Source organism: Pantoea sp. SGAir0184 (assembly GCF_043544755.1).
Genome location: NZ_CP028050.1, coordinates 2,547,753 through 2,571,108 on the forward strand (window position 1 = coordinate 2,547,753; position 23,356 = coordinate 2,571,108).

At 57.7% G+C, this 23,356-nt stretch carries 26 protein-coding genes and 3 pseudogenes; 19 read left to right on the top strand and 10 right to left on the bottom strand.

The genetic code is table 11. The features are described 5' to 3' along the window. Nucleotides 1–3 precede the first annotated feature (3 nt). Nucleotides 4–411, bottom strand: a pseudogene (locus C1N60_RS12035) (PHP domain-containing protein); the annotation flags it as partial. A gap of 19 nt (nt 412–430) precedes the next feature. Further along, on the bottom strand, nt 431–1,369 hold the full coding sequence (ghrA, locus tag C1N60_RS12040) for a glyoxylate/hydroxypyruvate reductase GhrA (protein ID WP_394520911.1): 939 nt from the start codon (nt 1,367–1,369) through the stop codon (nt 431–433). A gap of 206 nt (nt 1,370–1,575) precedes the next feature. Here ghrA and treA point away from each other — a divergent pair, with 206 nt between their 5' ends. Continuing rightward, nucleotides 1,576–3,252, top strand: a complete 1,677-nt coding sequence (gene treA / locus C1N60_RS12045; RefSeq protein WP_394520912.1) for an alpha,alpha-trehalase TreA — start codon at nt 1,576–1,578, stop codon at nt 3,250–3,252. Nucleotides 3,253–3,496: 244 nt separating this feature from the next. Continuing rightward, the gene (locus C1N60_RS12050) at nt 3,497–5,593 is read left to right on the top strand and encodes a TonB-dependent siderophore receptor (protein ID WP_394520913.1); all 2,097 of its coding nucleotides are present in this window, start codon (nt 3,497–3,499) and stop codon (nt 5,591–5,593) included. Between the two features lie 62 nt (nt 5,594–5,655). Here the strand turns inward: C1N60_RS12050 and C1N60_RS12055 are convergent, their stop codons facing one another. Then, nucleotides 5,656–5,904, bottom strand: coding sequence for a GlsB/YeaQ/YmgE family stress response membrane protein (locus C1N60_RS12055; protein ID WP_021506355.1), 249 nt, complete (start codon nt 5,902–5,904; stop codon nt 5,656–5,658). Nucleotides 5,905–6,088: 184 nt separating this feature from the next. Here C1N60_RS12055 and C1N60_RS12060 point away from each other — a divergent pair, with 184 nt between their 5' ends. Together C1N60_RS12060 and C1N60_RS12065 are read left to right on the top strand one after the other, a co-directional pair. After that, nucleotides 6,089–6,823 (top strand): flagellar brake protein, encoded by a 735-nt coding sequence (locus C1N60_RS12060; RefSeq protein ID WP_021506356.1) that lies wholly within the window; start codon nt 6,089–6,091, stop codon nt 6,821–6,823. Nucleotides 6,824–6,912: 89 nt separating this feature from the next. Next, nucleotides 6,913–8,040 (top strand): mechanosensitive ion channel family protein, encoded by a 1,128-nt coding sequence (locus C1N60_RS12065; RefSeq protein ID WP_394520914.1) that lies wholly within the window; start codon nt 6,913–6,915, stop codon nt 8,038–8,040. Between the two features lie 15 nt (nt 8,041–8,055). On the opposite strand, the gene emtA is transcribed toward C1N60_RS12065, so the two are convergent. Beyond that, on the bottom strand, nt 8,056–8,667 hold the full coding sequence (gene emtA, locus C1N60_RS12070) for a membrane-bound lytic murein transglycosylase EmtA (RefSeq protein WP_058776495.1): 612 nt from the start codon (nt 8,665–8,667) through the stop codon (nt 8,056–8,058). A 181-nt stretch (nt 8,668–8,848) separates the two neighbouring features. On the opposite strand from emtA, the gene ldcA reads away from it, so the two are divergent. Together ldcA and C1N60_RS12080 are read left to right on the top strand one after the other, a co-directional pair. Next, nucleotides 8,849–9,772 (top strand): muramoyltetrapeptide carboxypeptidase, encoded by a 924-nt coding sequence (ldcA, locus tag C1N60_RS12075; RefSeq protein ID WP_336698657.1) that lies wholly within the window; start codon nt 8,849–8,851, stop codon nt 9,770–9,772. Nucleotides 9,773–9,795: 23 nt separating this feature from the next. Then, nucleotides 9,796–10,458 carry an MBL fold metallo-hydrolase gene (locus tag C1N60_RS12080; protein ID WP_021506360.1) on the top strand — a complete coding sequence of 221 codons (663 nt, stop codon included), beginning with the start codon at nt 9,796–9,798 and terminating at the stop codon, nt 10,456–10,458. Here C1N60_RS12080 and C1N60_RS12085 read toward each other — a convergent pair whose 3' ends face one another. Then, on the bottom strand, nt 10,459–10,872 hold the full coding sequence (locus tag C1N60_RS12085) for a GNAT family N-acetyltransferase (protein WP_021506361.1): 414 nt from the start codon (nt 10,870–10,872) through the stop codon (nt 10,459–10,461). A gap of 21 nt (nt 10,873–10,893) precedes the next feature. After that, nucleotides 10,894–11,277, bottom strand: a pseudogene (locus tag C1N60_RS12090) (hypothetical protein). A 219-nt stretch (nt 11,278–11,496) separates the two neighbouring features. Between C1N60_RS12090 and C1N60_RS12095 the strand changes: the two are divergent. Then, nucleotides 11,497–11,853 (top strand): DUF4186 domain-containing protein, encoded by a 357-nt coding sequence (locus tag C1N60_RS12095; protein WP_010617204.1) that lies wholly within the window; start codon nt 11,497–11,499, stop codon nt 11,851–11,853. 18 nt (nt 11,854–11,871) lie between these two features. On the opposite strand, the gene C1N60_RS12100 is transcribed toward C1N60_RS12095, so the two are convergent. After that, nucleotides 11,872–12,051, bottom strand: coding sequence for a hypothetical protein (locus C1N60_RS12100; RefSeq protein WP_031279245.1), 180 nt, complete (start codon nt 12,049–12,051; stop codon nt 11,872–11,874). Between the two features lie 203 nt (nt 12,052–12,254). On the opposite strand from C1N60_RS12100, the gene C1N60_RS12105 reads away from it, so the two are divergent. Together C1N60_RS12105 and C1N60_RS12110 are read left to right on the top strand one after the other, a co-directional pair. Then, nucleotides 12,255–12,584 (top strand): hypothetical protein, encoded by a 330-nt coding sequence (locus tag C1N60_RS12105; RefSeq protein WP_021506365.1) that lies wholly within the window; start codon nt 12,255–12,257, stop codon nt 12,582–12,584. Nucleotides 12,585–12,645: 61 nt separating this feature from the next. Continuing rightward, on the top strand, nt 12,646–13,194 hold the full coding sequence (locus tag C1N60_RS12110; RefSeq protein WP_058776513.1) for a hypothetical protein: 549 nt from the start codon (nt 12,646–12,648) through the stop codon (nt 13,192–13,194). A 24-nt stretch (nt 13,195–13,218) separates the two neighbouring features. Here C1N60_RS12110 and C1N60_RS12115 read toward each other — a convergent pair whose 3' ends face one another. Continuing rightward, nucleotides 13,219–13,425: a DUF2767 family protein gene (locus C1N60_RS12115; protein ID WP_021506367.1), complete on the bottom strand. Its 207-nt coding sequence runs from the start codon at nt 13,423–13,425 to the stop codon at nt 13,219–13,221. Between the two features lie 180 nt (nt 13,426–13,605). Here C1N60_RS12115 and C1N60_RS12120 point away from each other — a divergent pair, with 180 nt between their 5' ends. After that, entirely contained in the window at nt 13,606–13,854 is a 249-nt protein-coding gene (locus C1N60_RS12120) for a DUF883 family protein (RefSeq protein ID WP_021506368.1), read from the top strand. A gap of 332 nt (nt 13,855–14,186) precedes the next feature. Here C1N60_RS12120 and C1N60_RS12125 read toward each other — a convergent pair whose 3' ends face one another. Next, nucleotides 14,187–14,384 (bottom strand): DUF6404 family protein, encoded by a 198-nt coding sequence (locus C1N60_RS12125; protein ID WP_021506369.1) that lies wholly within the window; start codon nt 14,382–14,384, stop codon nt 14,187–14,189. A gap of 268 nt (nt 14,385–14,652) precedes the next feature. On the opposite strand from C1N60_RS12125, the pseudogene C1N60_RS12130 reads away from it, so the two are divergent. The 3 genes and pseudogenes from C1N60_RS12130 to C1N60_RS12140 all read left to right on the top strand — a co-directional run bounded on the left by C1N60_RS12130 (nt 14,653) and on the right by C1N60_RS12140 (nt 16,607). Next, nucleotides 14,653–14,834 (top strand): annotated as a pseudogene (locus C1N60_RS12130) (type II toxin-antitoxin system HicA family toxin). Between the two features lie 39 nt (nt 14,835–14,873). Next, nucleotides 14,874–15,266 carry a type II toxin-antitoxin system HicB family antitoxin gene (locus C1N60_RS12135; RefSeq protein ID WP_022548759.1) on the top strand — a complete coding sequence of 131 codons (393 nt, stop codon included), beginning with the start codon at nt 14,874–14,876 and terminating at the stop codon, nt 15,264–15,266. 84 nt (nt 15,267–15,350) lie between these two features. Next, nucleotides 15,351–16,607 carry a mechanosensitive ion channel family protein gene (locus tag C1N60_RS12140; protein ID WP_021506372.1) on the top strand — a complete coding sequence of 419 codons (1,257 nt, stop codon included), beginning with the start codon at nt 15,351–15,353 and terminating at the stop codon, nt 16,605–16,607. Nucleotides 16,608–16,728: 121 nt separating this feature from the next. Here C1N60_RS12140 and icd read toward each other — a convergent pair whose 3' ends face one another. Continuing rightward, complete coding sequence (icd, locus tag C1N60_RS12145) at nt 16,729–17,979, bottom strand: NADP-dependent isocitrate dehydrogenase (protein WP_010617214.1); 1,251 nt, start codon at nt 17,977–17,979, stop codon at nt 16,729–16,731. Nucleotides 17,980–18,080: 101 nt separating this feature from the next. Here icd and rluE point away from each other — a divergent pair, with 101 nt between their 5' ends. The 6 genes from rluE (at nt 18,081) to phoP (ending at nt 23,354) form a co-directional block, all read left to right on the top strand. Further along, nucleotides 18,081–18,749 carry a 23S rRNA pseudouridine(2457) synthase RluE gene (gene rluE / locus C1N60_RS12150; protein WP_072208614.1) on the top strand — a complete coding sequence of 223 codons (669 nt, stop codon included), beginning with the start codon at nt 18,081–18,083 and terminating at the stop codon, nt 18,747–18,749. A 44-nt stretch (nt 18,750–18,793) separates the two neighbouring features. Next, nucleotides 18,794–19,267, top strand: a complete 474-nt coding sequence (locus tag C1N60_RS12155) for an NUDIX domain-containing protein (protein WP_031279253.1) — start codon at nt 18,794–18,796, stop codon at nt 19,265–19,267. A 41-nt stretch (nt 19,268–19,308) separates the two neighbouring features. After that, nucleotides 19,309–20,421, top strand: coding sequence for a tRNA 2-thiouridine(34) synthase MnmA (gene mnmA / locus C1N60_RS12160; protein WP_058780735.1), 1,113 nt, complete (start codon nt 19,309–19,311; stop codon nt 20,419–20,421). 34 nt (nt 20,422–20,455) lie between these two features. After that, entirely contained in the window at nt 20,456–21,097 is a 642-nt protein-coding gene (gene hflD, locus C1N60_RS12165) for a high frequency lysogenization protein HflD (protein WP_021506376.1), read from the top strand. A gap of 44 nt (nt 21,098–21,141) precedes the next feature. Beyond that, a complete protein-coding gene (gene purB / locus C1N60_RS12170) occupies nt 21,142–22,512 on the top strand; it encodes an adenylosuccinate lyase (RefSeq protein WP_088517708.1) in 1,371 nt (456 codons plus the stop codon). Nucleotides 22,513–22,685: 173 nt separating this feature from the next. Further along, complete coding sequence (gene phoP / locus C1N60_RS12175) at nt 22,686–23,354, top strand: two-component system response regulator PhoP (protein ID WP_010617222.1); 669 nt, start codon at nt 22,686–22,688, stop codon at nt 23,352–23,354. The last annotated feature ends 2 nt before the right edge of the window (nt 23,355–23,356 follow it).

Genomic DNA, 23,356 nt, shown 5'->3' on the forward strand with positions numbered 1-23,356 from the left:
TAATTTCGGGTTGCCCGGATGACTGATGATGTGCACCAGTCCGCTGGCCATGGTGGCGATCATCGCTTCGGTGTGGTGGGCCTTGTCGCGCGGCGCATAGACCGGCTCATGGAAGCCGGCGACAATCAAATCCAGCGCATCCAGCATCGGCCCGCTGCAATCAATCTCACCCTGCTGATTTTTGATGTTGGCTTCAATGCCGCGCAGCACGCCGACGCCGTCAATCACGCGCGGCCAGATGCGCATATTCACAAAATGCCAGTAGTGCGGCGCATCGGCCATGTCCGGACCGTGATCGGTAATGGCGAACAGCTTCAGGCCGTTCTGTTTCGCCTGCGCGACGTAATCGTGCAGCGTGCTGTAAGCATGGGTGCTGGCCACGGTGTGCATATGTAAATCGACGGGATACATCCTCTTCTCCTCTGCTGAATTAATAGCCACGCTGGCGATCGACCAGACCGCGCGGCTGTTGGCCCTGCTCCAGTGCCGTGATGGCACCGGCGATATAGTCCATCGCCTCATGCGGCAAGGTGGTGGCGGCATTATGCGGGGTAATCATGACACGCGGATGAGACCACAGCGGACTCGCGGCCGGCAGCGGTTCCACCTGGAATACGTCCAGCGCGGCGGCGGCCAGTTGACCGCTCTCCAGCGCCGCCAGCAGATCGGCCTCCACCACGTGCGCACCGCGCGCGAGGTTGAGGAAACAGGCGCCGCGCGGTAGCGCGCTGAGAAAGGCGCCATCGATCAGGTTGCTGGTTTCCGGCGTGGCGGGCAGCAAATCAATTAATACCTGACTGTCAGCGAGAAAATCCGCCAGCTGGTCGCGGCCATGAAAGGTGGTGACCCCCGCTATCTGCTTCGGCGAGCGGCTCCAGCAGCGCAGCGGAAAGCCCCACTGGCGCAGGCTCTCCAGCACGCTGCGGCCAAGCACGCCTGCCCCCAGCACGCCAATGGTAAAAGTAGCACGTTCACGGTCCGGCAGCGGCTGCCACAGCGCCTGTCGCTGCTGCTGGTGATAGTCGGCGAAGCGGCGGAACCAGCCCAGCACGCACCAGTTCGCATACTCCTGCATCTGGCGTGCCATGCCGGTGTCTTCCAGCCGGTAGAGCGGCACCGCGTCAGCCAGCATCTCAGGGTGCGTGCGCAGCTGCCGCAAAATTTCGTCCACGCCGGCCCCCATGGCGAATACGCCACGCAACGCCCGTCCCGCCAGCATCTCCACCGGCGGCGATCGCACAATGGCGTAGTCGGCAGGCGCACTGTCGCCCGGCTGCCACTGGCGGATGCGCACTTCCGGCAGTCGCTGGCGCATGCCGTCCAGCCACGGCTGCGGATTCAGTGACGGGTGATACCAGATGATCTCCATACTGCTCTCCTTTTTTTCTTTCAGCCTCAGTCAAATAGCGGCGCAGGGCAAGTAAAAACCCGCGCGGCACCGCAATTTTCCGGCGATTAATCGCGAAGGCTTCACATTTCCGCCGCTGCAAAAGGCTAAGCGGCGCGTTAACGTCTAAAGTTGTTCGGGTGGTCAATGCGTTAGCGCACCACCTTTTCGGACAAGGAGAAAAACCGATGATAAAAAATGTAGTGTTTACGCCTGCGCGTCTTACCCTATTGCTCAGCGCGGCGCTGCTGAGCGCGTCTGCTGTGCACGCTGAGGATAACAGCCGCATGCTCAGCGCCCAGCCGCAGCCGCCGGATGTGCGACTCGGCCCACTATTCAGTGCCGTGCAGCAGGCCAGATTTTATCCGGACCAGAAAACCTTTGCCGATGCGGTCCCCAAATATGACCCGGCGTCGATTCTCGCCGACTGGCAGATGCAGAAAAATCAGCGTAATTTCGATCTCAGGCGTTTCGTGGATACCAACTTCACCCTGCCCAAAGCGCAGGATAAATACGTGCCGCCCGCCGGCCAGAGCCTGCGCGCGCACATCAATGGTCTGTGGCCGGTGCTGACGCGCAGCACGCCAACGGCCAGCCAGTACGATTCGCTGCTGCCACTGCCGAAACCGTACGTGGTGCCAGGCGGGCGTTTCCGCGAAGTCTATTACTGGGACAGCTACTTCACCATGCTCGGGCTGGCAGAGAGCGGCCACTGGGATCGGGTGCAGGATATGGTGGACAACTTCGCCAGCGAGCTGGACAAGTACGGCCACATCCCTAACGGCAACCGCAGCTACTATCTCAGCCGCTCGCAGCCGCCGTTCTTCAGCCTGATGGTGGATTTGCTGGCCAGCCACAAGGGAGACGACGTTTACCGCCAGTATCTGCCGCAGCTGCAAAAAGAGTATGACTACTGGATGGCGGACAGCGATAAGGTGGCTGCCGGCCAGGCGAGCAAGCGCGTGGTGAAGCTGAGCGACGGCACCCTGCTCAATCGCTACTGGGATGACCGTGACGTGCCGCGCACCGAATCCTGGCTGGACGATGTCAACACCGCGAAAAAAGCGCCTGAGCGCAATAAACAACAGGTGTATCGCGATCTGCGCGCGGGCGCCGCCTCGGGCTGGGACTTCAGCTCACGCTGGTTCACCGATGCGCACAATCTGGCCTCGATTCGCACCACCCAGCTGGCCCCGGTGGACCTCAACAGCCTGCTGTTCCACCTGGAGCAGACGCTGGCGAAAGCCGCGAAGCTGGCAAAACAGAATGATAAAGCGCAGCAGTTTGCGGCGGATGCAGAGAAGCGCCAGGCGGCGATCAATCGTTACCTGTGGGATGACAAACAGGGCTGGTATGCCGACTACGATTTCCAGAAAAAGCAGGTGCACAATCAGCTCACCGCCGCCACGCTGTTCCCGCTGTATATGCAGCTGGCGGGCGACAAACAGGCTGAACGTACCGCCGCCGCCGTGGAAAAACAGCTGCTGAAACCGGGCGGGCTGGTCACCACGACGGTAAACAACGGCCAGCAGTGGGATGCGCCTAACGGCTGGGCCCCGCTGCAGTGGGTAGCGGTCGAAGGTCTGGAGCACTATAAGCAGAACCAGCTGGCGCAGCAGATTGGTCAGCGCTTCCTGCAAAATGTGCAGCATACTTACGATCGCGAGCACAAGCTGGTTGAGAAGTATGTGGTCGACGGCGCCCAGCTGGGCGGTGGTGGTGGCGGCGAGTATCCGCTGCAGGACGGTTTTGGCTGGACCAACGGCGTAACGCTGAAGCTGCTGGATAAGTATTGTCCGAAAGATAAAACCTGTAACAGCACACGCGACATCCCCTCAATGCCGACGCTAAACGCGGCGAAATAACCCTGACGTCAGGTGCGCCGCCGTGCGCACCTGCTTCTCAGGCCCGATGCCACAGCCAGGCGATGGCCACGCCCGGCGCTGCGGCATCCCCCTGCGCATCACACTTTTCCATTACTTATCTTTTACATCTTGAAACACCCCTTACTAAAAGATAATAATTCTCAATCTTAAAATGACTCTTTTTCTCATCATTAACCGCCGCGCTGGTGTGGTGCGGCTTTTGTTCTCAGCCAAAGGAATCATTATGACCGCGCTGTTCCCCCTCAACCGTGGCCGGCTGCTGTGCGCGCTGGCGCTGGCGTTTCCGGCACTCGGCGTAGCCGAACCCTCTCTGGTGGTCACCGCACAGCCGCAGGAGAGCGCCACCTCGCCTACGGCGGGCTATCTCGCCACCCGCAGCGGCGCCACGAAAAGCGATCGTCCACTCGTCACCACGCCGCAGTCCATTTCCGTGGTGACGCGTCAGCAGATTGACGATCAGGGTGCGCAGGATCTGAACCAGGCGCTGGGCTATACCCCGGGTGTTTTTACCAACTTTGGTGGCGCGGCCACGCGTTACGACACTATCTCGCTGCGCGGTTTCCACGGCGGTGACGTCGACAACACCTTCCTTGACGGTCTGCGCGTGATGAGCGACGGCGGCAGCTTCAACATCCTGCAGGTGGATAACTGGTTCCTTGACCGCATCGACGTAATTAAAGGCCCCTCTTCTGCCCTTTATGGTCAGACGGTGCCGGGCGGGCTGGTGAACATGGTCACGAAGCGGCCGCAGTTTGCTTCACAGGGCCATTTACGCTTCGCCACCGGCAGCAATGCCAGCAACAGCGCCGCCTTTGATTACACCGATGCGATTAACGATCAATGGGCGTACCGCCTGACCGGCATCACGCGCAACAGCGATACCCAGTACGACCACACGCGCGAAGAGAAATACGCGCTGTCACCCCAGCTGCTGTGGCAGCCGGATGAAGACACCAGCCTGCTGCTGCGTGCTTATCTGGAAAAAGATCCCTCAGGCGGCTATCACGGCTCGGTGCCGGCGGAAGGCACGCTGTACAGCCACAATGGCCGCTGGCTGAGCGACGGCTTCTATGAGGGCGACAGCGCGCTGGATCAGTTCAAACGTCATGAGCAGATTTACGGCTACGACTTCTCGCACCGTTTCGATGAGGTATGGTCGGTGCACAGCACCGGCAGCTACAGCCATTCCAACGTGGCGCTTGATCAGGTGTACCAGATTGGCTGGAACAGCGACAATCCGGACCTGCTCAACCGCTACTACTCCGGTGAGCGCTCTTCGCTCAGCGCATGGGCGACCGATAACCAGCTGCAGGCGGAGTTTGCCAGCGGTGCGCTGCAGCATCGCGTCACGCTCGGCGCGGAGTATCACCGCTATAAAAATGATTTGAGCGACGCCAGCGGCGCTGCCTCACCGCTGAATGCCTGGAGCGGCGAGGCCATCGGCAGCCAGCCGGATTACCTCTGGACAGCGCAGACGCGCCGCTATTACCAGACCGGCCTCTATCTGCAGGATGAGATGGCGTGGCAGCGCTGGCATCTGGATTTGTCTGGTCGCTATGACCGCATCGTGTCAGAGAATGGCAATAGTCGTCGTCAGGACGATCACGTCAGCGGCCGCGCCGCGCTGCTGTACGCCTTTGATAACGGCGTGTCGCCGTACGTCAGCTGGAGCCAGGCGATTACCCCGGCTTCGCTGACCGATCCCGACGGGAATCAGCTGAAACCGACCACCTCAGAGCAGTATGAAGCCGGGGTGAAATACCAGCCGAACGGCACGCGCGATCTCTACAGCGTGGCCCTGTACGATCTTACGCAGAACGATGTGGCCAACCGTAACGTGCAGGACGGCACCTACACCCCGTCCGGCAAAGTGCATGCGCAGGGCATTGAACTGGAGGCGCGCAGCCAACTGACCGAACGGTTCAGCACCATTGCCGGTTATACGCTCAACCATCTGCGCTTTAAGGATTCCGTGGACGGCAACGATGGCCATACGCCTTACGTCACGCCAAATAGCATGGCGTCGCTGTGGGGGCATTATCAGTTTGATTACGGCCTGAGCGCGGGTGCCGGGGTGCGCTATATTGGCCGCCAGTGGGCCGATAACGAAAACACCACCCGTTTGCCGTCGGTGACCCTGTTTGACGCCTCGCTGCGCGCCGATCTGGGCGCGTGGCAGTCGAGCCTGAAAGGTGCCTGGCTGCAGCTGAATGCCCGCAATCTGACGGATAAAAAGTATCTGGCAGCCTGCTACGGCACCGGTTACTGCTATCGCGGCGCCGAGCGGACGCTGACCGCCACAATCGGCTACGATTTCTGACGACATAAAAAAATCCGCAGCCCCGGACGGGACTGCGGATCTTGTTGAATCGTGATTTGGCGTCAGCTGCGGACTTTACGGTAGATCCACAGCACCACAATGGCACCGATCACCGCGACCACAAAGCTGCCAAAGTTGAAGCCGTCAACCCGGCCAAAGCCGAACAGGGTACTGATCCAGCCGCCCACCACCGCACCGACAATCCCGAGTACCACGGTCAAAATAAATCCGCCGCCATCTTTACCTGGCATGATCCATTTAGCGATAATCCCGGCAATCAGACCAAAAATAATCCATGAAAGAATACCCATTTGCTGCTCCTTACGTTATGAATCAAGGTGTTCATCGCGCTAAGTATAGCCGGGAATTTTTTCTCTGCTACATCAACATCATGATGAATTCGTTCACGCCGGCTAAAGCTTTTACCGCCCCGGTCGATAACCGACGAAGAGCAGTGGCACTCGTAAAATAGCAATCGGACAGGTGGAGCAGGACGTGAAAGACGCCGATAAAGAACAATATCTCAAGCGCGGTACGCTGGCGGTGTTGAACGTGATGAAGGATTTGTTGCGTTATCAAACCCTGCTGATGGTCAATTTCTCCCGTGGTCAGTTCATCAGCCGGCTGCTGGCCGCGGATGAAGATCGGGTGGTTTTTGATCTCGGCAGCAACGCGCTGGACAATGATTTGGCACTGCAGGGTGGCGAAGTGAATATTGCGGCCGAAACCCACGGTGCCAAAGTGGAGTTTGGGCTGCAGGGATTAACCCGCATCGATTATGACGGCCTGCCCGCCTTTGCCGCCGCGCTGCCCGACCTGGTGTGGCAGATTCAGCGCCGGGAATTCTTTCGCGTCAACGCGCCGCTCGAACCAGTATTCTACTGCCACAGCCAGTGGCCGGACGGCAGCACCGCGCGCTTTCGCCTGCAGGATCTGTCGCTCGGCGGCGTCGGCGTGTTGCTGGATGAGGCGCTGCCGGAAGGTCTTAATCGTGGCGATACCTTCAAAAAGCTGCGCGTTGAGCTGGGCGAATATGGCCAGTTCGAAGTGACCGCACAGCTGCTGCACATCGGCGAGCGCAGCACCGTGACCAGCAAGAACGAAACCCGCATCACGCCGCGACTCAGCTTCCGTTTTACCGCCATCGAACCAGTGCAGGAGCGTCAGCTGCAGCAGGTGATTTTTGCGCTGGAGCGGCTGGCGCGCGACAAGGCCAATCGCTTCCAGTAAACCGCCGGCGTCCCGCGCGACGCCAGCGTAGTCTATGCTTTCTCCTTGCACATTCTTTTCACCGGCTCCCAGCAAGGAGATTCTCCCCAATGGAAAACTGGCTTTCTGCCCATCGTTTACAACTTATCTTTCTCAATCAAAACTTCTGGATTAATAGCGCCATCATTGTGTTCGGCACGCTGATTGTTTACTGGCTGCTGCGCACCGTTATTCGTTTTGTCTCTAACCGCATCGCCCACTACAGCGAACAGCGCCACGTGCGCTTCACCGGCATTCTGGTGGAGATTCTGCGCAGCACCAGTCAGCTGCTGCTGCTGATCTTCTCGCTGTTGATAACGCTGAAATTTGTCGATCTGCCGGACAGCTGGAGCGTCGCCATCGCCCACGGCTGGTTCCTGGCGCTGATTCTGCAGCTCACGCTGTGGATTGACGGCGGCATTCGCCTGTGGCTGCACTCGTTGCTGCGCGATCCGCTGCACGTGCGCAATCCGGTCACCACGGTGATCCTTGGCATTCTGCTACGCGTCGTGGTGTGGGTGATGATGCTGCTGGCGATCCTCTCCAATATGGGGATCAATATCACCGCGCTGGTGGCCAGCCTCGGCGTCGGCGGTATCGCCATCGCGCTGGCGATTCAGACGGTGCTGAGCGATGTGTTCGCTTCGCTGGCGATTGGCTTCGATAAGCCCTTTGAGCACGGCGACTTTATTGTGTTCGGCGACATCGCTGGCTCCATTGAGCACATTGGCCTGAAAACCACCCGGCTGCGCAGTCTCGGCGGCGAACAGATTGTCTGCTCCAACACTATTCTGCTGCAGCAAACCATCCACAACTACAAACGCATGCAGCAGCGACGCATCGTGTTTAAGTTCGGGATTAATTACGGCACGCCGGCGGAGAAAGTGCGGCAGATTGGCGGCATGGTGCAACGCATCATTGAAGGCGTGCCGGACACGCGTTTTGATCGCGCCCATTTCCTGTCGTTTGACGAATCGCAGCTGACGTTTGAGGTGGTCTATTTCGTGCTGAGCGCCGATTACAACAAATACATGGACATTCAGCAGGAGATTAACCTGCAACTGATGGCGCAGCTGGAGCAGAAACAGATTCGTTTCGCCTTCCCGATGCGCCGCGTGGAGTTCACCGGCGGCGTGCTGCCGCGCATTAACCTCAGCGATGCCTCAAATGAGGCTGCGGCAGAGCGCGCACAGTACTGAGTCCCGCCAGCGGCATTAGCCGATGGTGCGATAGGCGGTGGTGACTTTCCACAGGTAGCGCGGCGCCTGGGCGGCCGGATGCTTGTTCTGCACGTGCTGGTAGAACTCATCCGGCGTCATGGCGTTGATCATTGCAATGGCGCGATCGCGGTCGCGCGAGAAGGTACGAAGCAGCGCGCCGGCACCGTTGGCATAGGAAACAATGGTGGCATAGCGCAGCGTCAGCGGATCGCGAATGCCCGCCAGGGCGGAATCCTGCAGAATCCGGATATAGGCCGCGCCGATATCAATATTTTTCGCCGGGTCGCGCAGTTCGGAGTTACTCGGCTGGCCGTGGCGTCCCTGTGCGCGATACACCTCGCGTCCGGCGGTGGCGGCTTTGATCTGCATCAGCCCGACCGCGTTAGAACGGCTTACCACGGTTGGGTTGCCCCCGGATTCGACACTAATAATGGCGCTGATCAGCTTCTCATCAACGCCATAATGACTGGCGGCATCTTCGGTAAACAGTGACCATGCATCATTCACTTTCGACGGCGGCGCCTGGGTTAATGGCGTATTTCTCTCCGGCGTCACCGGTTTTTCCGGCTCGCTGGCACAGCCAGCCAGCAGCAAAGCAGACAGCATAAGTAGTCGAATTTTCACTGATTTTCGGTTCCGCTATAAGATTGGCGCAAGCTATCATAACCATGACGGTAAAAGGTAAAATTACCGTTTATCCTAAATACGTAAAAAACCTTGTGCTACCGTGACTTCGGTAACGCATTTCGTCATCATCGGCAGGCCAACAGACAGCAGGATGGAAGTTATGCTCGCCCCTCGTTCAATACGCCTCATCGCCCCTTCCGGTTATTGCCACAATCAGGATGCCGCCCGCCGCGCGGTGGAGCGCCTGCAGGCGGAAGGCCATCAACTGCAAAACCCGGAAGCCATTACGCGCCGCTGGCAGCGTTTTGCCGGTGATGACGCGCAGCGCCTGCAGGATGTGAATGCGCTGGCGTCGCTGGCGTCGCTGCCGGATATCGTACTGGCGGTGCGCGGCGGCTATGGTGCCTCACGCCTGCTCGATCACCTCGACTATGTGGCGCTGCAGCGTCGCCTGCTTAATCAGCCTGTCGCGCTGTGCGGCCACAGTGATTTCACCGCTATTCAGCTGGCGCTGCTGGCGCAAACCGGGCTGATCACCTTCAGCGGACCGATGCTGGCCGGCAATTTTGGCGCGGAGGCTTTATCTGAATTTACCGTCAGCCACTTTTGGCAGACGCTAACATCTCCTACAGTCAATCTGGCGTGGCGCAGCGCCAGTCCGGATCGCGGCCGCTGGCAGGGCACGCTGTGGGGCGGCAATCTGGCGATGATCTGCTCCCTGATTGGCACGCCGTGGCTGCCGCAGATTGAAGACGGCATTCTGGTGATCGAGGATGTGAATGAGCATCCGTTCCGCATTGAGCGTATGCTGATTCAGCTGCAGCAGAGCGGTATTCTGGCGCGCCAGCGCGCCATTGTCACCGGCAGCTTCACCAGCACCGCCTTATCCGATTACGACAACGGCTTTGATTTCGCCACGGTGTGGCAGCGGTTGCGTGACGAGTACCAGATTGCAGTGATCAGCGATCTGCCGTTTGGCCATGATGCCGATACCGTGACGCTGCCGCTCGGCGCCAGCGCCACGCTTGAGATTGACCAGGGCGCCGCGCGGTTAGCCTTTACCGGCCATCCGACGTTGCGCTGACGTGTTGCCGCAGGAGACCGCTATTGAAGCCGCTGTACGAAGACTTGTGGATCTCCACGCCGGAATTTCCCGCCGAAGAGACGGCAAATGATTTAATGATGCACGGGTTTATGCTGCGCCATCCGCGCGGCAACCTGTTGATTGGCCGCGTTGAGCAGCTGCTGGATCATGAAGTGCTCGCGGACGCGGGCGGCGTGATTCGCCACTATTTTACCCACTGGCACGAAGCCGCGCCGGGCGCGCGGGCCATTCAGCAGCGCTTCAATAGTGCGCTGTATTGCCACAGCCGATCGCTCGGCCCGGTGAGCCTGGTGATTGAGCCGGACGAAACCTTCACGCATCAGGACGTGCACTTTGGCGACTTTCACCTGCTGCCCACGCCGGGCCACACGCCAGGCAGCTGCAGCTACCTGTACCATTCACCGCTCGGCCAGACCTACCTGTTTGTCGGCGACACCCTGACGCGGGATTACCATCGCTGGATCAGCGTGCTGGTGCCGGACAGTAATCCTGCGGAGCTGCAGCAGTCGCTGGAGCTGTACCGCTCGCTGCGTCCGGATGTAGTGCTGATGAGCACCACGCGCGGACATCTCTCCTGGGCGAAGGTCGATTTACAGAGCTGGCTGGCCGCGATTGATGAAGCGGAACAGTCGCCGCTGGATCTGCGCCAGCAGCCACTGCTGTGATTACAGCGTCTTGCTCAGATAGTGACGCTGATGTTCGCGCGGATAGTGATCAAGGCTAAAACGTAGCGTATAGCCAAGCTTTTCATAAAACGGCCGCGCCTGAAAGCTGGCGGTATCCACCTGCGCGTAACGGCAGCCGCGTGCGCGGGCTTCCTGTTCGGCAGCCTGAATCAGCTGGCTGCCGGCGCCCTGCCCGCGTAACCCATCGCTGACCCACAGCATATCAATACGTAACCAGTTGCCATAGGTTGAGCCCGTCAGACCCGCCAGCTTTTTCCCGGCGCCGTCTTTAATGAATACACCGATGGCTTTCATCTCATTGACGTCAATAAAGCGGCTGTTGAAGGCGTTCAGGCCGAGGCGCATTTCATCCAGATCCTGATGCGTGACGCTATCCGTAACGCTTAATTGCATGGTCGGCTCCTTGTGGCGGCATTATGAAGAGGGGTGCTGGCGGTCGTCGTAGCGCTCCAGCGACAGAATATCAGCATCGCGTTTTTACGTGCGGTTGCAGGGCAACAGCTTATCGCTGTCGGCGTAGACGAAAAAGGTTTCGCCGCTGTTTTTATTCACGATCAGCTGATCGCCATTGCGGAAACGGGTGATGGCGACCTTATCACCGTCCTGCAGACGCGTGCGCTGCTGCCCGGCGGCAATCTGGAAATGCCGGGTTGGCCACATCAGCGTGCTAAGCCCGTAAGCGGCACGCGATACCGTCATGGTGGGGCGGCCCGGGCAGGTGATCTGGAATTCGCTTTCGCTCCACGCGGGGGCAATCTGGCAGGCCATCAGGAGCGCGGCAAGGGTTATCGCCTTCATGGGGGGTTCTCCACTGAGGTTAGATCATGATTTTACAGGAATTTAATCGGCCAGAGGGTAACATACAACCGCCGCCGGTGCGGTAATCTGCGACCGCAGGCCAGCCAGTACGGACAGGAAGAACGCCTCCACATCACTGATTTTTTGAGGTTTTATGCGATCGGGATATCTTTGTAACGAGTTAAGTAAAATGCGCTAAGATCGCGTCAGGAGGATGTTATGCGAGATGAACAGGCATTATTCGCGCGGCTGGCGCAATCGCCGTTTCGCCGCCGCTTCCATTTAGGCGCGAAAGAGCGGCAGTACTGTATTGAGAAAGGCCCGGCGGTGATCGATCAACATGCGGCCGATTTTATCCAGCAAAGACTGGCCGCAGCCGAACCAAAGAATGATGGCAAACAGACGCCAATGCGCGGCCATCCGGTATTTATCGCCCAGCACGCCACGGCAACCTGCTGCCGCGGCTGTCTGGCAAAATGGCATGGCATTGCTGCGCATCAGCCGTTAACGGCAGAGCAGCAGCAATATATGGTGCGGGTGATTCACCGCTGGCTGGTGGGTGAAATAAATGGTTAAGACCGGGATGGGATGGAGCTACTCTGCCGCGACCTGCGCGGCCACCAGCATCAGCGCCAGTCCGGCATCGTCTGGATCGAAACGCTGCATAACTTCATGGATCGCCGTCACGCAGTTCATCACCTGCTGTTTTTTGTCGGCGTCTAACTTATCAATCGCGTGCTGAAGAATCATTAAACTGGCTTCTTCTTCTCTCATGGATTTACCCTTGTTTTGCTTACCTGGTGCGCAACGCTGGCAAGAATAACGTTTATCTGCTAGCAAAGTCACCCCTTTACATGCTTACCGCTTAACGATTAAACAAATGGCAAATGGGCAGTGGCGTCAGACATGCTATGATCGGATCAGTGGCGCGCATCTTCAGGCCAGCATAAATCAGGGAATGCACCAGGAACAGGACCATGTTAAGACTCAGTTTTCTACTCACACTTATCCTGCTGGCTGGCTGCAGCTCCACGCCGAAAGGCGTCGATTGCCCCGGCGAGGTCGCAACGCTCTATGGTCAGTCGCTGGGCCACACCGAAGGGCGCATTTTCGATTTGGTGAATTCGTTTTCGGTGGCGCGCGATGGCGTAACGCTGAGCAGCGGCGCACTGCACTCCACCGACCGTTTCCGCTATGTCCCTTCTGCCGTGACGCCGGAAGGCTTTTATGCACAGCGGCTGAGCGACAAGCAGTTCCGCCTGATCAACCCGGCGCGTAACACCATGATTACCTGGACGTGTCCATAAGCCGTGCGTGGCGCGCGCAGATGGTTTATTGTCAGCGTTTGTCATGCTGCGGACCTGCATTATGGAAAAGAGTCTGGACAATAACGGTTATATCGATTTCCCCTTTCCGGCCACCCGAGACGCGGATGGCTCGGTCAACCCGTGCGGTTTTGACCTGACGCTGGAAACCGATCGCATTGATGAGATCGCCGCCGGTAAACATTCTGAAAATTTGCGTCGTCTGCTGGAAGAGGTCAATCTGCAGGAGGGCCTGTTTATGACGCTGGCCTGTGACTGGCAGCAGCGCGCAGATGGCGTGTGCGGCTTTCTCGACGTGGCGTTCCGCCCCACGCTGGACAGTAGCAGCGAAGAGACACAGAGCCTCGATCAGTTCTTTGAGATGTATCTGCGCCGCCAGGAGCAGCAGCACAGCATGCCACGCGACGCGCTGGTCAACTATGCGCGCGCGGTGCTGGACTGGAGCTGGTCGCCGCTGCAGCAGCGCCATCGCCGCTATGAGAAGGTCACTATTCGCTATTACTGCCAGCAGGCGGACGATGCCGAATGGTGTTTTGATCATCTGCGCCACTTCCTGGTGAGCTGGTACCCGGCGTATCGTGACCAGCAGTGAGGGCGTCCGAGTGACGCCCTGCGCTTACGGTCGTACCAGACGAATCGCGTGTTCCAGCATACGCTGTTCATCGCGTTCGTCGTGGGCGCGATCGTGGCGCGTACGCTGCAGCAAACGGGCAATCTCCTCCCGTCTGGTTTCATGACCGCACTCGGAAAGGACAATCACCGCATCGCCAATCACCCGGCAAACTTCATCGTAATCGTCTTCATTCAGGATATCGCGTTTCATTTCTCCTCCGTTCAGTGAGCGCTGCGTGAGGTTCGCGCAGCTTAGCGTGGTCCTTACCAGGTATGGACAGCAATGCCGATTCCTGCAAACCACTGTTACATCCTGAAAAGCCACCAGGTTGCCGGTCTGCACTTCTCTGTCTACGCTGAAAGAGACATTCACCACTCTCAGGGAGTTAATATGACCGATAAAGCGGAAGCAAAATTGAATGAAGCGGCGGGTGCCGTACAGGAAAAATTTGGCGAGTTCACCGGTTCACGCCGCCATCAGGCACGCGGTGCCGCGCGACGCTATCCGGCGCAGGCCAGTTATGCGGTGCAGGATGCAGCAGACTGCGTGGTGAGATCGGTACGCGACAACCCGGCGACCGGGCTGGCCGTTGCCGCCAGCATCGGCGTGATTGTCGGTTTCCTGCTGGGCCGTAAATAATCCCCGGCGATCGGGGCCCGTGCGGCCCCGATACTCAATGCCGCTGCGGCACGCCGTCCCGTCGTTCCTGAATATGTTCATCCGGCGTTTCGGCGACATCTGCCGTACTGCTGTGCCCGGCAAGGTGGCGCCCATGCTGTCCCGCTATCACCACAGGCCCTACCGGTAATTGTGCACTGGCCGCCAGTGATAGCAGCAATAAAAACCATCCCGTCAGTAACGTTCTTCCCATCCTGCCCGCCTTACACGCTGATTAGTGAGCGCTCAGCTTGCCGGATGTCATGCAAATTAGCGTCAGCGCGACGCAAAGCTATGTCGGCAGTTGTGAATAATCAGGCCTGTGCGCGCCGCGCTTTGTAACGCGCCACCATGGTCATTAATGCCTGATAAATCAAACCGGCATACAGGCTCATGACAATCATCATGCCCGGCGTTTTGCCCTGTGCCTGCCAGGATACAAACCACATAAAAATGCCCCACAGCAGGGAAAAAATCAGCCAGCCTTTTACAAACTTGATCACACCTTGCATAGCACCTCCGGATTGATGAAGGCTGAAGATAGCGGTTCATCCAGCAAATGGCACGCGCGCCGGTGCCGGGATGTTAACTGTTTCAAAGTTTTACGCAAACCACTATCGCAGCGGGAAAAAGCCGTGGAAGACAGTACGCAGAACGCAGCATCAACGGGTGCCTGTCATGGCCGTCCCGGTTAGTTTGACCATGACCCGCCGATGGGATGGCAGAGACCACCTTGCATCAGTGTGTATTGTGTGTATAATTTCACCTACAGGAAGTCCGATGAAGAGCGCGACGCTGATTAAAGTGCTGCAAAAGAATGGCTGGAAGCTGGAGCGCATACGCGGCAGTCATCATCAGTTCTCACATCCGGATTTTGCTCATCTGATCACCGTGCCCATCCGCAGAAGGACATGAAGACAGGCACGCTGATGCAGATTCTGAAAGACGCCAGGCTGGATTGATCCATGCTGGTTTTATTCCGCTTGCTCAGAGGTGACATGATGCTGTTTCCCGCTTTGGTAGAGATTGACGCTGACGGCTCGGCCAGTGGTTATTTCCCGGATGTCACCGGCTGTTATTTTGCCGGTGATACGCCCGAGCAAACGCTGCAGGATGCGCAATCTGCGCTGCATGCCCACTTTGAACTGATGGCGGAGAAAGGCTTGTTGATTCCGGAGCCGGCGCAGCACTGGCAGCAGGAATTTAGCCAGCCTGGCGTGTGGATCTACGTTGATATTGATGTCACCCGCTATCTGGGCAAATCCGAGCGCATCAATATCACTATGCCGCATCTGCTGATTGAGAAGATCGATAAGATGGTCAGTAATAATGCGCGCTACAGCAGCCGCAGCCATTTTCTTGCCGAGGCGGCGCGCAAAGCGCTGGTCTCGTAGCAACACTATTGCGCACGCGTCGCTTATCGTCCGTGGCCGCTTTATGTTTGAATTCCCGCCTCAACCGGCCGGCATGTGGTTAAAATGAATTACTTACGCGACATACAAACGTTTATTGAAGGCAATACGGTACTCTCCGCCACCTTCAGCCTGCTGCTGTTACTGGTTGCCGGTATGGTCACCCATCTGATCTGCAAGTTCTTCGTGGTAAAAGTGGTGCGCCGCGTGTTCTTTAGCACGCATAAAAACCAGGTGCCGCTGGATAAAGACGTCCGGCTCTCAGAAAAGCTGTCGAATTTTATTCCGGTGATCACCGTCTATTACCTGCTGCAGTTTATGCCGGACCTGCCCGAGCATCTGCTGATCGCGGTGAAAACCATCTGCGGCATTCTGTTTTTTGTTTATCTGTCGCTGTTCTTTAACGAAGTGCTGGAGATCGTTAATAACTCCTATTCGCGTAAGTCGAAGCGTAAGAACCACTCGATAAAAGGCTATATCCAGATCGGTAAGATCCTGGTGCACATCATTTCCGCCATCATGATTCTGGCTATCATGTCGAACAAATCGCCGGTGATTATCATCTCCAGTCTGGGTGCGGTCGCGGCGGTATTGATGTTAGTGTTTCAGCACACCCTGCTGTCGCTGGTGGCCAATATTCAGGTGTCATCGAACGATGTGCTGCAGCTCGGCGACTGGATTGAAATGCCGGATAACGGCATCAGCGGTGAAGTGATTGATATCGCTCTGCATACCATTACCATCCGCAACTGGGACAATACGCTGTCGCGGATCCCGACCAAAAATTTCCTGACCGAAACCTACACCAACTGGCAGGCGATGTTCTCTTCCGGCGCGCGGCGTATCATGCGCAGCTTTCATCTCGACCAGACCTCGATTCGCTTTCTCGATCAGCAAATGGTGCAGCAGATGAGCCAGATTCGCGGCGTCAGTGAGCAGCTTTCAATCCTGATGGATGGCCGCGATAGCAGCGTGGTCGGTGACCGCTGGTTTGCCGAAAACGGCATCACCAACCTCACGGTGTTCCGTCACTATCTCACCGCCTGGCTGGCGCAGCGCGACGATATTAAAAAAGATATGTATATCGTGGTGCGCGCGATGAAACCCTCACCGGAGGGATTGCCGGTAGAGGTTTATTGCTTTACCTCCTCGGTGCTGTGGGTTGATTACGAGAATTCCCAGTCGGCGATATTTGAATTCATCTACGCCATCGTCGGTCAGTTTTCGCTGCGGATTTACCAGCATCCGGCCGGCAATGATTTCTGGCGTTTGTCGCAGGCGCGCGATAGCCAGATCGGTCAGTTACAGCCTCCGGCGGAATAAAGCCACGCATCGCACGGTCGTCATGCATGGCAAACCGGCGGTGACAGAAGTCCTTCCCGCTGCCAGCATAAAAAAAGGGAGCCCTGCGGCTCCCTTTCATGTTGCATTTGCTCAGGGCAAATTACATGTTCGCGATGATCGCGTCACCAAACTCAGAACATTTCAGCAGTTTAGCGCCGTCCATCAGACGCTCAAAGTCGTAGGTCACGGTTTTGGCAGCGATTGCGCCTTCCATGCCTTTAACAATCAGGTCAGCCGCTTCGAACCACTCCAGGTGACGCAGCATCATTTCTGCAGACAGGATCACGGAACCTGGGTTCACTTTATCCTGGCCCGCATACTTCGGTGCCGTACCGTGGGTAGCTTCGAACAGTGCGCACTCGTCACCGATGTTGGCGCCCGGTGCGATACCAATGCCGCCTACCTGTGCCGCCAGGGCATCAGAAATGTAGTCACCGTTCAGGTTCATACAGGCGATAACGTCATACTCGGCTGGACGCAGCAGGATCTGCTGCAGGAAGGCGTCGGCGATCACATCTTTAACGATGATCTCTTTACCGGTGTTCGGGTTTTTGAACTTCATCCACGGACCGCCATCGATCAGCTCGCCGCCGAACTCTTCTTTCACCAGCTGGTAGCCCCAGTCTTTGAAAGAGCCTTCGGTGAACTTCATGATGTTGCCTTTGTGCACCAGCGTCAGGGAATCACGGTCATTGGTGATGGTGTATTCAACCGCGGCACGCACCAGACGTTTCGTGCCCTCTTCTGAACACGGCTTCACGCCAATACCACACTGCTGCGGGAAGCGAATTTTCTTCACGCCCATCTCTTCACGCAGGAATTTGATCACTTTGTCCGCTTCCGGCGTACCGGCTTTCCACTCGATACCGGCATAGATATCTTCGGAGTTTTCGCGGAAGATCACCATGTCGGTATCTTCAGGACGTTTAACCGGGCTTGGCGTGCCTTTGTAGTAACGTACCGGACGCAGACACACGTACAGATCCAGTTCCTGGCGCAGTGCCACGTTCAGGGAACGAATACCGCCACCTACCGGGGTAGTCAGTGGGCCTTTAATGGCCACGCGGTACTCTTTGATTAAATCGAGGGTTTCCTGCGGCAGCCAGACATCCTGGCCATAGAGTTCGACGGATTTTTCGCCGGTGTAAATTTCCATCCAGGAAATTTTTCGCTCGCCGTTGTAGGCTTTCTTCACAGCGGCATCAACCACTTTCAGCATCACCGGGGAAACGTCAACCCCAATACCGTCACCTTCAATGTAGGGGATGATCGGGTTATTCGGGACATTCAGTTTGCCCTGATCCAGGGTGATTTTTTGACCTTCCGCCGGAACAACTACTTTGCTTTCCATTAACCTCTCCTTCGAGCGATTTTTTGTTAATGATTTGTAAGATGCGCGTCAATACTACTTGAATATTTCCGCCACGCCAATCACCGCAGTTTCGCGCTATAATGCGCCGATTGTTACCAACTGCAAAGCCCATGCGAAAAACTTCTCAACGAATTCACCAGCATAAGCGCCCTGCTGCCCCGGCGCGCCAGCCTGCGCGGCGTGACACGCGGCCAAAAGGTCCGCGTCGCGTCATACTCTTTAACAAACCTTTCGATGTTCTGCCGCAGTTCAGCGATGAGGCTGGCCGCCGCACGCTGAAAGATTTTGTGCCGGTGAGCGAGGTGTATGCCGCAGGCCGTCTCGACCGCGACAGCGAAGGGTTGATGATTCTGACCAACGATGGCGCACTGCAGGCGCAGCTGACGCAGCCGGGCAAGCGCACCGGCAAAATCTATTACGTTCAGGTGGAAGGCGTACCGCAGGAATCAGATTTATCCCGCCTGCGCAGTGGCATCACCCTCAACGATGGCCCAACGTTGCCGGCGGGCGCAGAAGTGGTGCCTGAACCCGCGTGGCTGTGGCCGCGCACCCCGCCGATTCGCGAGCGCAAAGCTATCCCCACCTGCTGGCTGAAAATCACGCTGTATGAAGGGCGCAATCGCCAGGTCCGAAGGATGACGGCGCACATTGGCTTTCCAACGTTACGCCTGATCCGTTTTGCCATGGGTGATTACCAGCTGCAGGATTTGGCACCGGGCGAATGGCGCGACATCAGCGACCGGACGTAGTTTATACATTTCGATAACGTCAGGTTAACTATTTGGGAGGAACGATGTTTAAACCTCATGTAACCGTCGCCTGTATGGTGCACGCGCAGGGCAAATTACTGGTGGTAGAAGAGCGCGTCGACGGCCGCGTTACCTGGAATCAGCCGGCCGGTCATCTTGAGGCCGATGAAACGCTGCTGGAAGCCGCGCAACGTGAGCTGTACGAAGAGACCGGCATCAGCGCGCAGCCCGACTATTTTCTCGGCGTGCAGCAGTGGATCGCCCCGGACCATACACCTTTTGTGCGTTTTCTGTTTGGCCTCGATCTGCCTGCCACCGTCACCACCACGCCACACGACAGCGATATTGACTGCTGCTGGTGGCTGTCGCCCGCGCAAATTCTCAGCGCAGAGACGCTGCGTTCGCCGCTGGTGGCCGAAAGCGTGCGGCTGTGGCAGCAGGGGGCCCGCTATCCGCTGCAGCTGATAGCTCCGTATCAGTGGCCGTTTCATGAGGGTGCGCACAACGCTTCCGCGTGATAGAATGCGCCGCCTGTTTTTATCGTAATCAAGAGTGCGTCATGTCTGACAACAGCCAGAAAAAAGTGATCGTCGGGATGTCCGGCGGCGTCGATTCTTCCGTTTCCGCCTGGTTACTGCAGCAGCAGGGCTATCAGGTTGAAGGCCTGTTCATGAAGAACTGGGAGGAAGACGATGGCGAGGAGTATTGCACCGCCGCTGACGATCTGGCTGACGCACAGGCCGTGTGTGACAAGCTCGGCATCAAACTGCACAAAATCAATTTCGCCGCTGAGTACTGGGACAACGTGTTCGAGCACTTTCTGGAAGAGTACAAGGCCGGACGCACGCCGAACCCGGATATTCTGTGTAACAAAGAGATCAAGTTCAAAGCGTTTCTCGAATTTGCTGCAGACGATCTCGGCGCAGACTACATTGCCACCGGCCACTATGTGCGCCGTGCCGATGTCGACGGCACCAGCCAGCTGCTGCGCGGTCTCGACGGCAACAAAGATCAGAGCTATTTCCTCTACACGCTCAGCCACCAGCAGATTGCACAGAGCCTGTTCCCGGTCGGCGAACTGGAGAAGCCTGAGGTACGCCGCATCGCCGAACAGCTCGATCTGATTACGGCGAAGAAAAAAGACTCCACCGGCATTTGCTTTATCGGCGAGCGTAAATTCCGCGACTTCCTCGGTCGTTACCTGCCGGCCCAGCCGGGCGTCATCGAGACCGTTGACGGTGAAGTGGTCGGTGAACACCAGGGGCTGATGTATCACACCCTGGGTCAGCGTAAAGGGCTGGGCATCGGCGGACGCAAAGAGAGCAATGACGATCCATGGTATGTGGTCGACAAAGATGTCGCGCGCAATACGCTGATTGTGGCACAGGGCGGCGATCATCCGCGCCTGATGTCGGTGGGCCTGATAGCACAGCAGCTGCACTGGGTCGATCGCCAGCCAGTGACCGCAGCGCTGCGCTGCACGGTGAAAACCCGCTATCGTCAGAGCGACATTCCCTGCGAGATCATTCCGCACGGCGACGATCGCATTGAAGTGCGTTTCGATGAGCCGGTCGCGGCCGTCACCCCGGGCCAGTCCGCGGTATTTTACCTCGGTGACGTGTGCCTTGGTGGCGGTATTATTGAACAGCGCCTGCCGCTGACAGAAGCCTGAGTCGGCACTGCCGACGCGTCTACAGGAGTGAAGCGTGGCTAAAAACTATTATGAGATAACGCTGGCGCTGGCCGGCGTTTGCCAGGCAGCCCATCTGGTGCAGCAGCTGGCACACCAGGGGCACTGCAACAACGCGGCGCTGCAGGTGTCGCTGCGCAGCCTGCTGGATTTAAATCCAGGCTCAACGCTGGCGGTGTTTGGCAATGATGAAGCCAATCTGCGCCCCGGGCTGGAAGCGCTGATGGCGGTGCTGAACAGCGGCAGCCGGCAGGGTGCCAGCGCCGATCTGACGCGTTACACCCTGAGCCTGATGGTGCTGGAGCGTAAACTGCACGGTAACAAAACCGCGCTAAACACCCTGGCGCAGCGCATCGGCCAGCTTGATCGTCAGCTGGCGCATTACGAACTGGAATCAGACACCATCACCAGCGCCATGGCCGGCATTTACGTCGATGTGATCAGCCCGCTCGGCCCGCGCATTCAGGTGACCGGCTCACCGCAGGTGCTGCAGAATTCGCAGGTGCAGAGCAAAGTTCGCGCTGCGCTGCTGGCCGGTATCCGCGCGGCGGTGCTGTGGCAGCAGGTCGGCGGCGGTCGTCTGCAGCTGATGTTTGCGCGCCAGCGTCTGCTGCGCGAAGCGAAAACCCTTTTATCCCGGCTGGGTCCGGCGTATTAAGCGCCGCCCTGCCCTATATTGTTAACGATTCAGGAGTTGCACTGATGGAATTATCCTCTCTGACCGCCGTCTCACCTGTCGATGGTCGTTACGGCGATAAAGTCAGCCCGCTGCGTGCGATTTTCAGCGAGTTCGGTTTGCTGAAATTCCGCGTTGAGGTTGAAGTTCGCTGGTTACAGAAACTGGCCGCGACCGCAGAGATCAAGGAAGTTCCTGCATTTGATGCCGACGCAAACGCTTTCCTTGATGCAATTGTCGCCGGTTTCAGCGAAGAAGATGCGGCGCGCATCAAAACCATTGAGCGCACCACCAACCATGACGTGAAAGCCGTCGAATACTTTCTGAAAGAGAAAGTGGCCAACGTGCCGGCGCTGCACGCGGTGTCTGAGTTTATCCATTTCGCCTGCACCTCCGAAGATATCAATAACCTGTCACACGCGCTGATGCTGGAAACCGCACGCCGCGACGTGATCGTGCCGTTCTGGAACCAGATCATCACCGCCGTGAAGGGCCTGGCGCAGGAGTATCGCGACATTCCGCTGCTGTCGCGCACCCACGGTCAGCCGGCAACGCCGTCCACCATGGGCAAAGAGATGGCCAACGTGGCCTACCGCATGGAACGCCAGCTGCGTCAGCTGAGCAAGGTGGAAGTGCTGGGCAAAATCAACGGCGCGGTGGGTAACTACAATGCGCATATCGCCGCGTATCCGGAAGTGGACTGGCATCAGCTGAGCGAGCAGTTTGTGACCTCGCTGGGTATCAGCTGGAACCCGTACACCACGCAGATCGAGCCGCATGACTACATCGCCGAGCTGTTTGACTGCATCGCGCGCTTCAATACCATCCTGATTGATTTTGACCGCGACATCTGGGGTTACATCGCCCTGAACCATTTCAAACAGAAAACCATTGCTGGCGAAATTGGCTCTTCAACCATGCCGCACAAGGTTAACCCTATCGACTTCGAAAACTCCGAAGGGAATCTGGGGCTGGCCAATGCGGTAATGCAGCACCTGGCCAGTAAACTGCCGGTATCACGCTGGCAGCGCGATCTGACCGATTCTACCGTGCTGCGTAACCTCGGCGTCGGCGTCGGCTACGCATTGATCGCCTATCAGGCCACGCTCAAAGGTATCTCCAAGCTGGAAGTGAACCGCGATCGCCTGCTGGACGAGCTGGATCACAACTGGGAAGTCCTGGCAGAGCCGATCCAGACCGTGATGCGCCGCTACGGCATTGAAAAGCCGTACGAGAAGCTGAAAGAGCTGACGCGCGGCAAGCGCGTGGACGCAGCCGGTATGCAGGCGTTTATCGACAGCCTGGAGCTGCCGGAAGCAGAGAAAGTGCGCCTGAAGCAGATGACGCCAGCCAACTACCTCGGCCGCGCGATTCAGATGGTTGACGACCTGAAGTAATTCCTTGCTCTGAAAACTCAGGCTATGGCAAGTTGGTGTTACCTCAGTCACGCACGTCACGTGGTGGCTGAGGTTCCCCTGCCAGTGCATCACAGCGGAGTGTTAATCTGCGGTTTAGCTGGCGTAGCGTATACTTTTCGCCATCATCACTGAGTTGAAGGTAAGGAAATTCTATGCGTGTTCTGGTTGTGGAAGATAATGCCCTGCTGCGCCATCACCTCGCAGTCCAGTTACGTGACATGGGTCATCAGGTGGATGCCGCCGAAGACGCCAAAGAAGCCGACTATTTCCTGCAGGAACACATTCCCGATATCGCGCTGGTCGATCTCGGCCTGCCCGACGAAGACGGCATGTCGCTGATTCGCCGATGGCGTGGCGATGCCATTCGTCAGCCGATTCTGGTGCTGACCGCGCGCGAAGGCTGGCAGGCGAAAGTTGAAGCGCTGGAAGCCGGTGCCGATGACTACGTGACCAAGCCGTTCCACATTGAAGAGGTCGCCGCCCGCTTACAGGCGCTGATGCGTCGCAATAGCGGACACGCCTCGCAGATTATCTCCATGCCGCCGTTCCAGGTTGACCTGTCGCGCCGCGAGCTTACGGTGAACGACGCGCCGGTCAAGCTGACCGCGTTTGAGTACACCATTGTTGAAACGCTGATCCGCAATGCCGGTAAAGTGGTCAGCAAAGACTCGCTGATGCTGCAGCTGTATCCCGATGCGGAATTGCGCGAAAGCCACACCATTGATGTACTGATGGGCCGGCTGCGCAAAAAAATTCTCGCGCTGCACCCGACCGAAGTGATCAACACCGTGCGTGGCCAGGGATACCGCTTTGATCTCTGATT

Bases quoted from the DNA above. Each gene is read 5' to 3' on its own strand.
- ghrA (WP_394520911.1), bottom strand. From the start codon at position 1,369: ATGGAGATCATCTGGTATCACCCGTCACTGAATCCGCAGCCGTGGCTG.
- treA (WP_394520912.1), top strand. From the start codon at position 1,576: ATGATAAAAAATGTAGTGTTTACGCCTGCGCGTCTTACCCTATTGCTC.
- C1N60_RS12050 (WP_394520913.1), top strand. From the start codon at position 3,497: ATGACCGCGCTGTTCCCCCTCAACCGTGGCCGGCTGCTGTGCGCGCTG.
- C1N60_RS12055 (WP_021506355.1), bottom strand. From the start codon at position 5,904: ATGGGTATTCTTTCATGGATTATTTTTGGTCTGATTGCCGGGATTATC.
- C1N60_RS12065 (WP_394520914.1), top strand. From the start codon at position 6,913: ATGGAAAACTGGCTTTCTGCCCATCGTTTACAACTTATCTTTCTCAAT.
- emtA (WP_058776495.1), bottom strand. From the start codon at position 8,667: ATGCTGTCTGCTTTGCTGCTGGCTGGCTGTGCCAGCGAGCCGGAAAAA.
- ldcA (WP_336698657.1), top strand. From the start codon at position 8,849: ATGCTCGCCCCTCGTTCAATACGCCTCATCGCCCCTTCCGGTTATTGC.
- C1N60_RS12085 (WP_021506361.1), bottom strand. From the start codon at position 10,872: ATGCAATTAAGCGTTACGGATAGCGTCACGCATCAGGATCTGGATGAA.
- C1N60_RS12095 (WP_010617204.1), top strand. From the start codon at position 11,497: ATGCGAGATGAACAGGCATTATTCGCGCGGCTGGCGCAATCGCCGTTT.
- C1N60_RS12100 (WP_031279245.1), bottom strand. From the start codon at position 12,051: ATGAGAGAAGAAGAAGCCAGTTTAATGATTCTTCAGCACGCGATTGAT.
- C1N60_RS12105 (WP_021506365.1), top strand. From the start codon at position 12,255: ATGTTAAGACTCAGTTTTCTACTCACACTTATCCTGCTGGCTGGCTGC.
- C1N60_RS12110 (WP_058776513.1), top strand. From the start codon at position 12,646: ATGGAAAAGAGTCTGGACAATAACGGTTATATCGATTTCCCCTTTCCG.
- C1N60_RS12115 (WP_021506367.1), bottom strand. From the start codon at position 13,425: ATGAAACGCGATATCCTGAATGAAGACGATTACGATGAAGTTTGCCGG.
- C1N60_RS12120 (WP_021506368.1), top strand. From the start codon at position 13,606: ATGACCGATAAAGCGGAAGCAAAATTGAATGAAGCGGCGGGTGCCGTA.
- C1N60_RS12125 (WP_021506369.1), bottom strand. From the start codon at position 14,384: ATGCAAGGTGTGATCAAGTTTGTAAAAGGCTGGCTGATTTTTTCCCTG.
- C1N60_RS12135 (WP_022548759.1), top strand. From the start codon at position 14,874: ATGCTGTTTCCCGCTTTGGTAGAGATTGACGCTGACGGCTCGGCCAGT.
- C1N60_RS12140 (WP_021506372.1), top strand. From the start codon at position 15,351: ATGAATTACTTACGCGACATACAAACGTTTATTGAAGGCAATACGGTA.
- icd (WP_010617214.1), bottom strand. From the start codon at position 17,979: ATGGAAAGCAAAGTAGTTGTTCCGGCGGAAGGTCAAAAAATCACCCTG.
- rluE (WP_072208614.1), top strand. From the start codon at position 18,081: ATGCGCCGATTGTTACCAACTGCAAAGCCCATGCGAAAAACTTCTCAA.
- C1N60_RS12155 (WP_031279253.1), top strand. From the start codon at position 18,794: ATGTTTAAACCTCATGTAACCGTCGCCTGTATGGTGCACGCGCAGGGC.
- mnmA (WP_058780735.1), top strand. From the start codon at position 19,309: ATGTCTGACAACAGCCAGAAAAAAGTGATCGTCGGGATGTCCGGCGGC.
- purB (WP_088517708.1), top strand. From the start codon at position 21,142: ATGGAATTATCCTCTCTGACCGCCGTCTCACCTGTCGATGGTCGTTAC.
- phoP (WP_010617222.1), top strand. From the start codon at position 22,686: ATGCGTGTTCTGGTTGTGGAAGATAATGCCCTGCTGCGCCATCACCTC.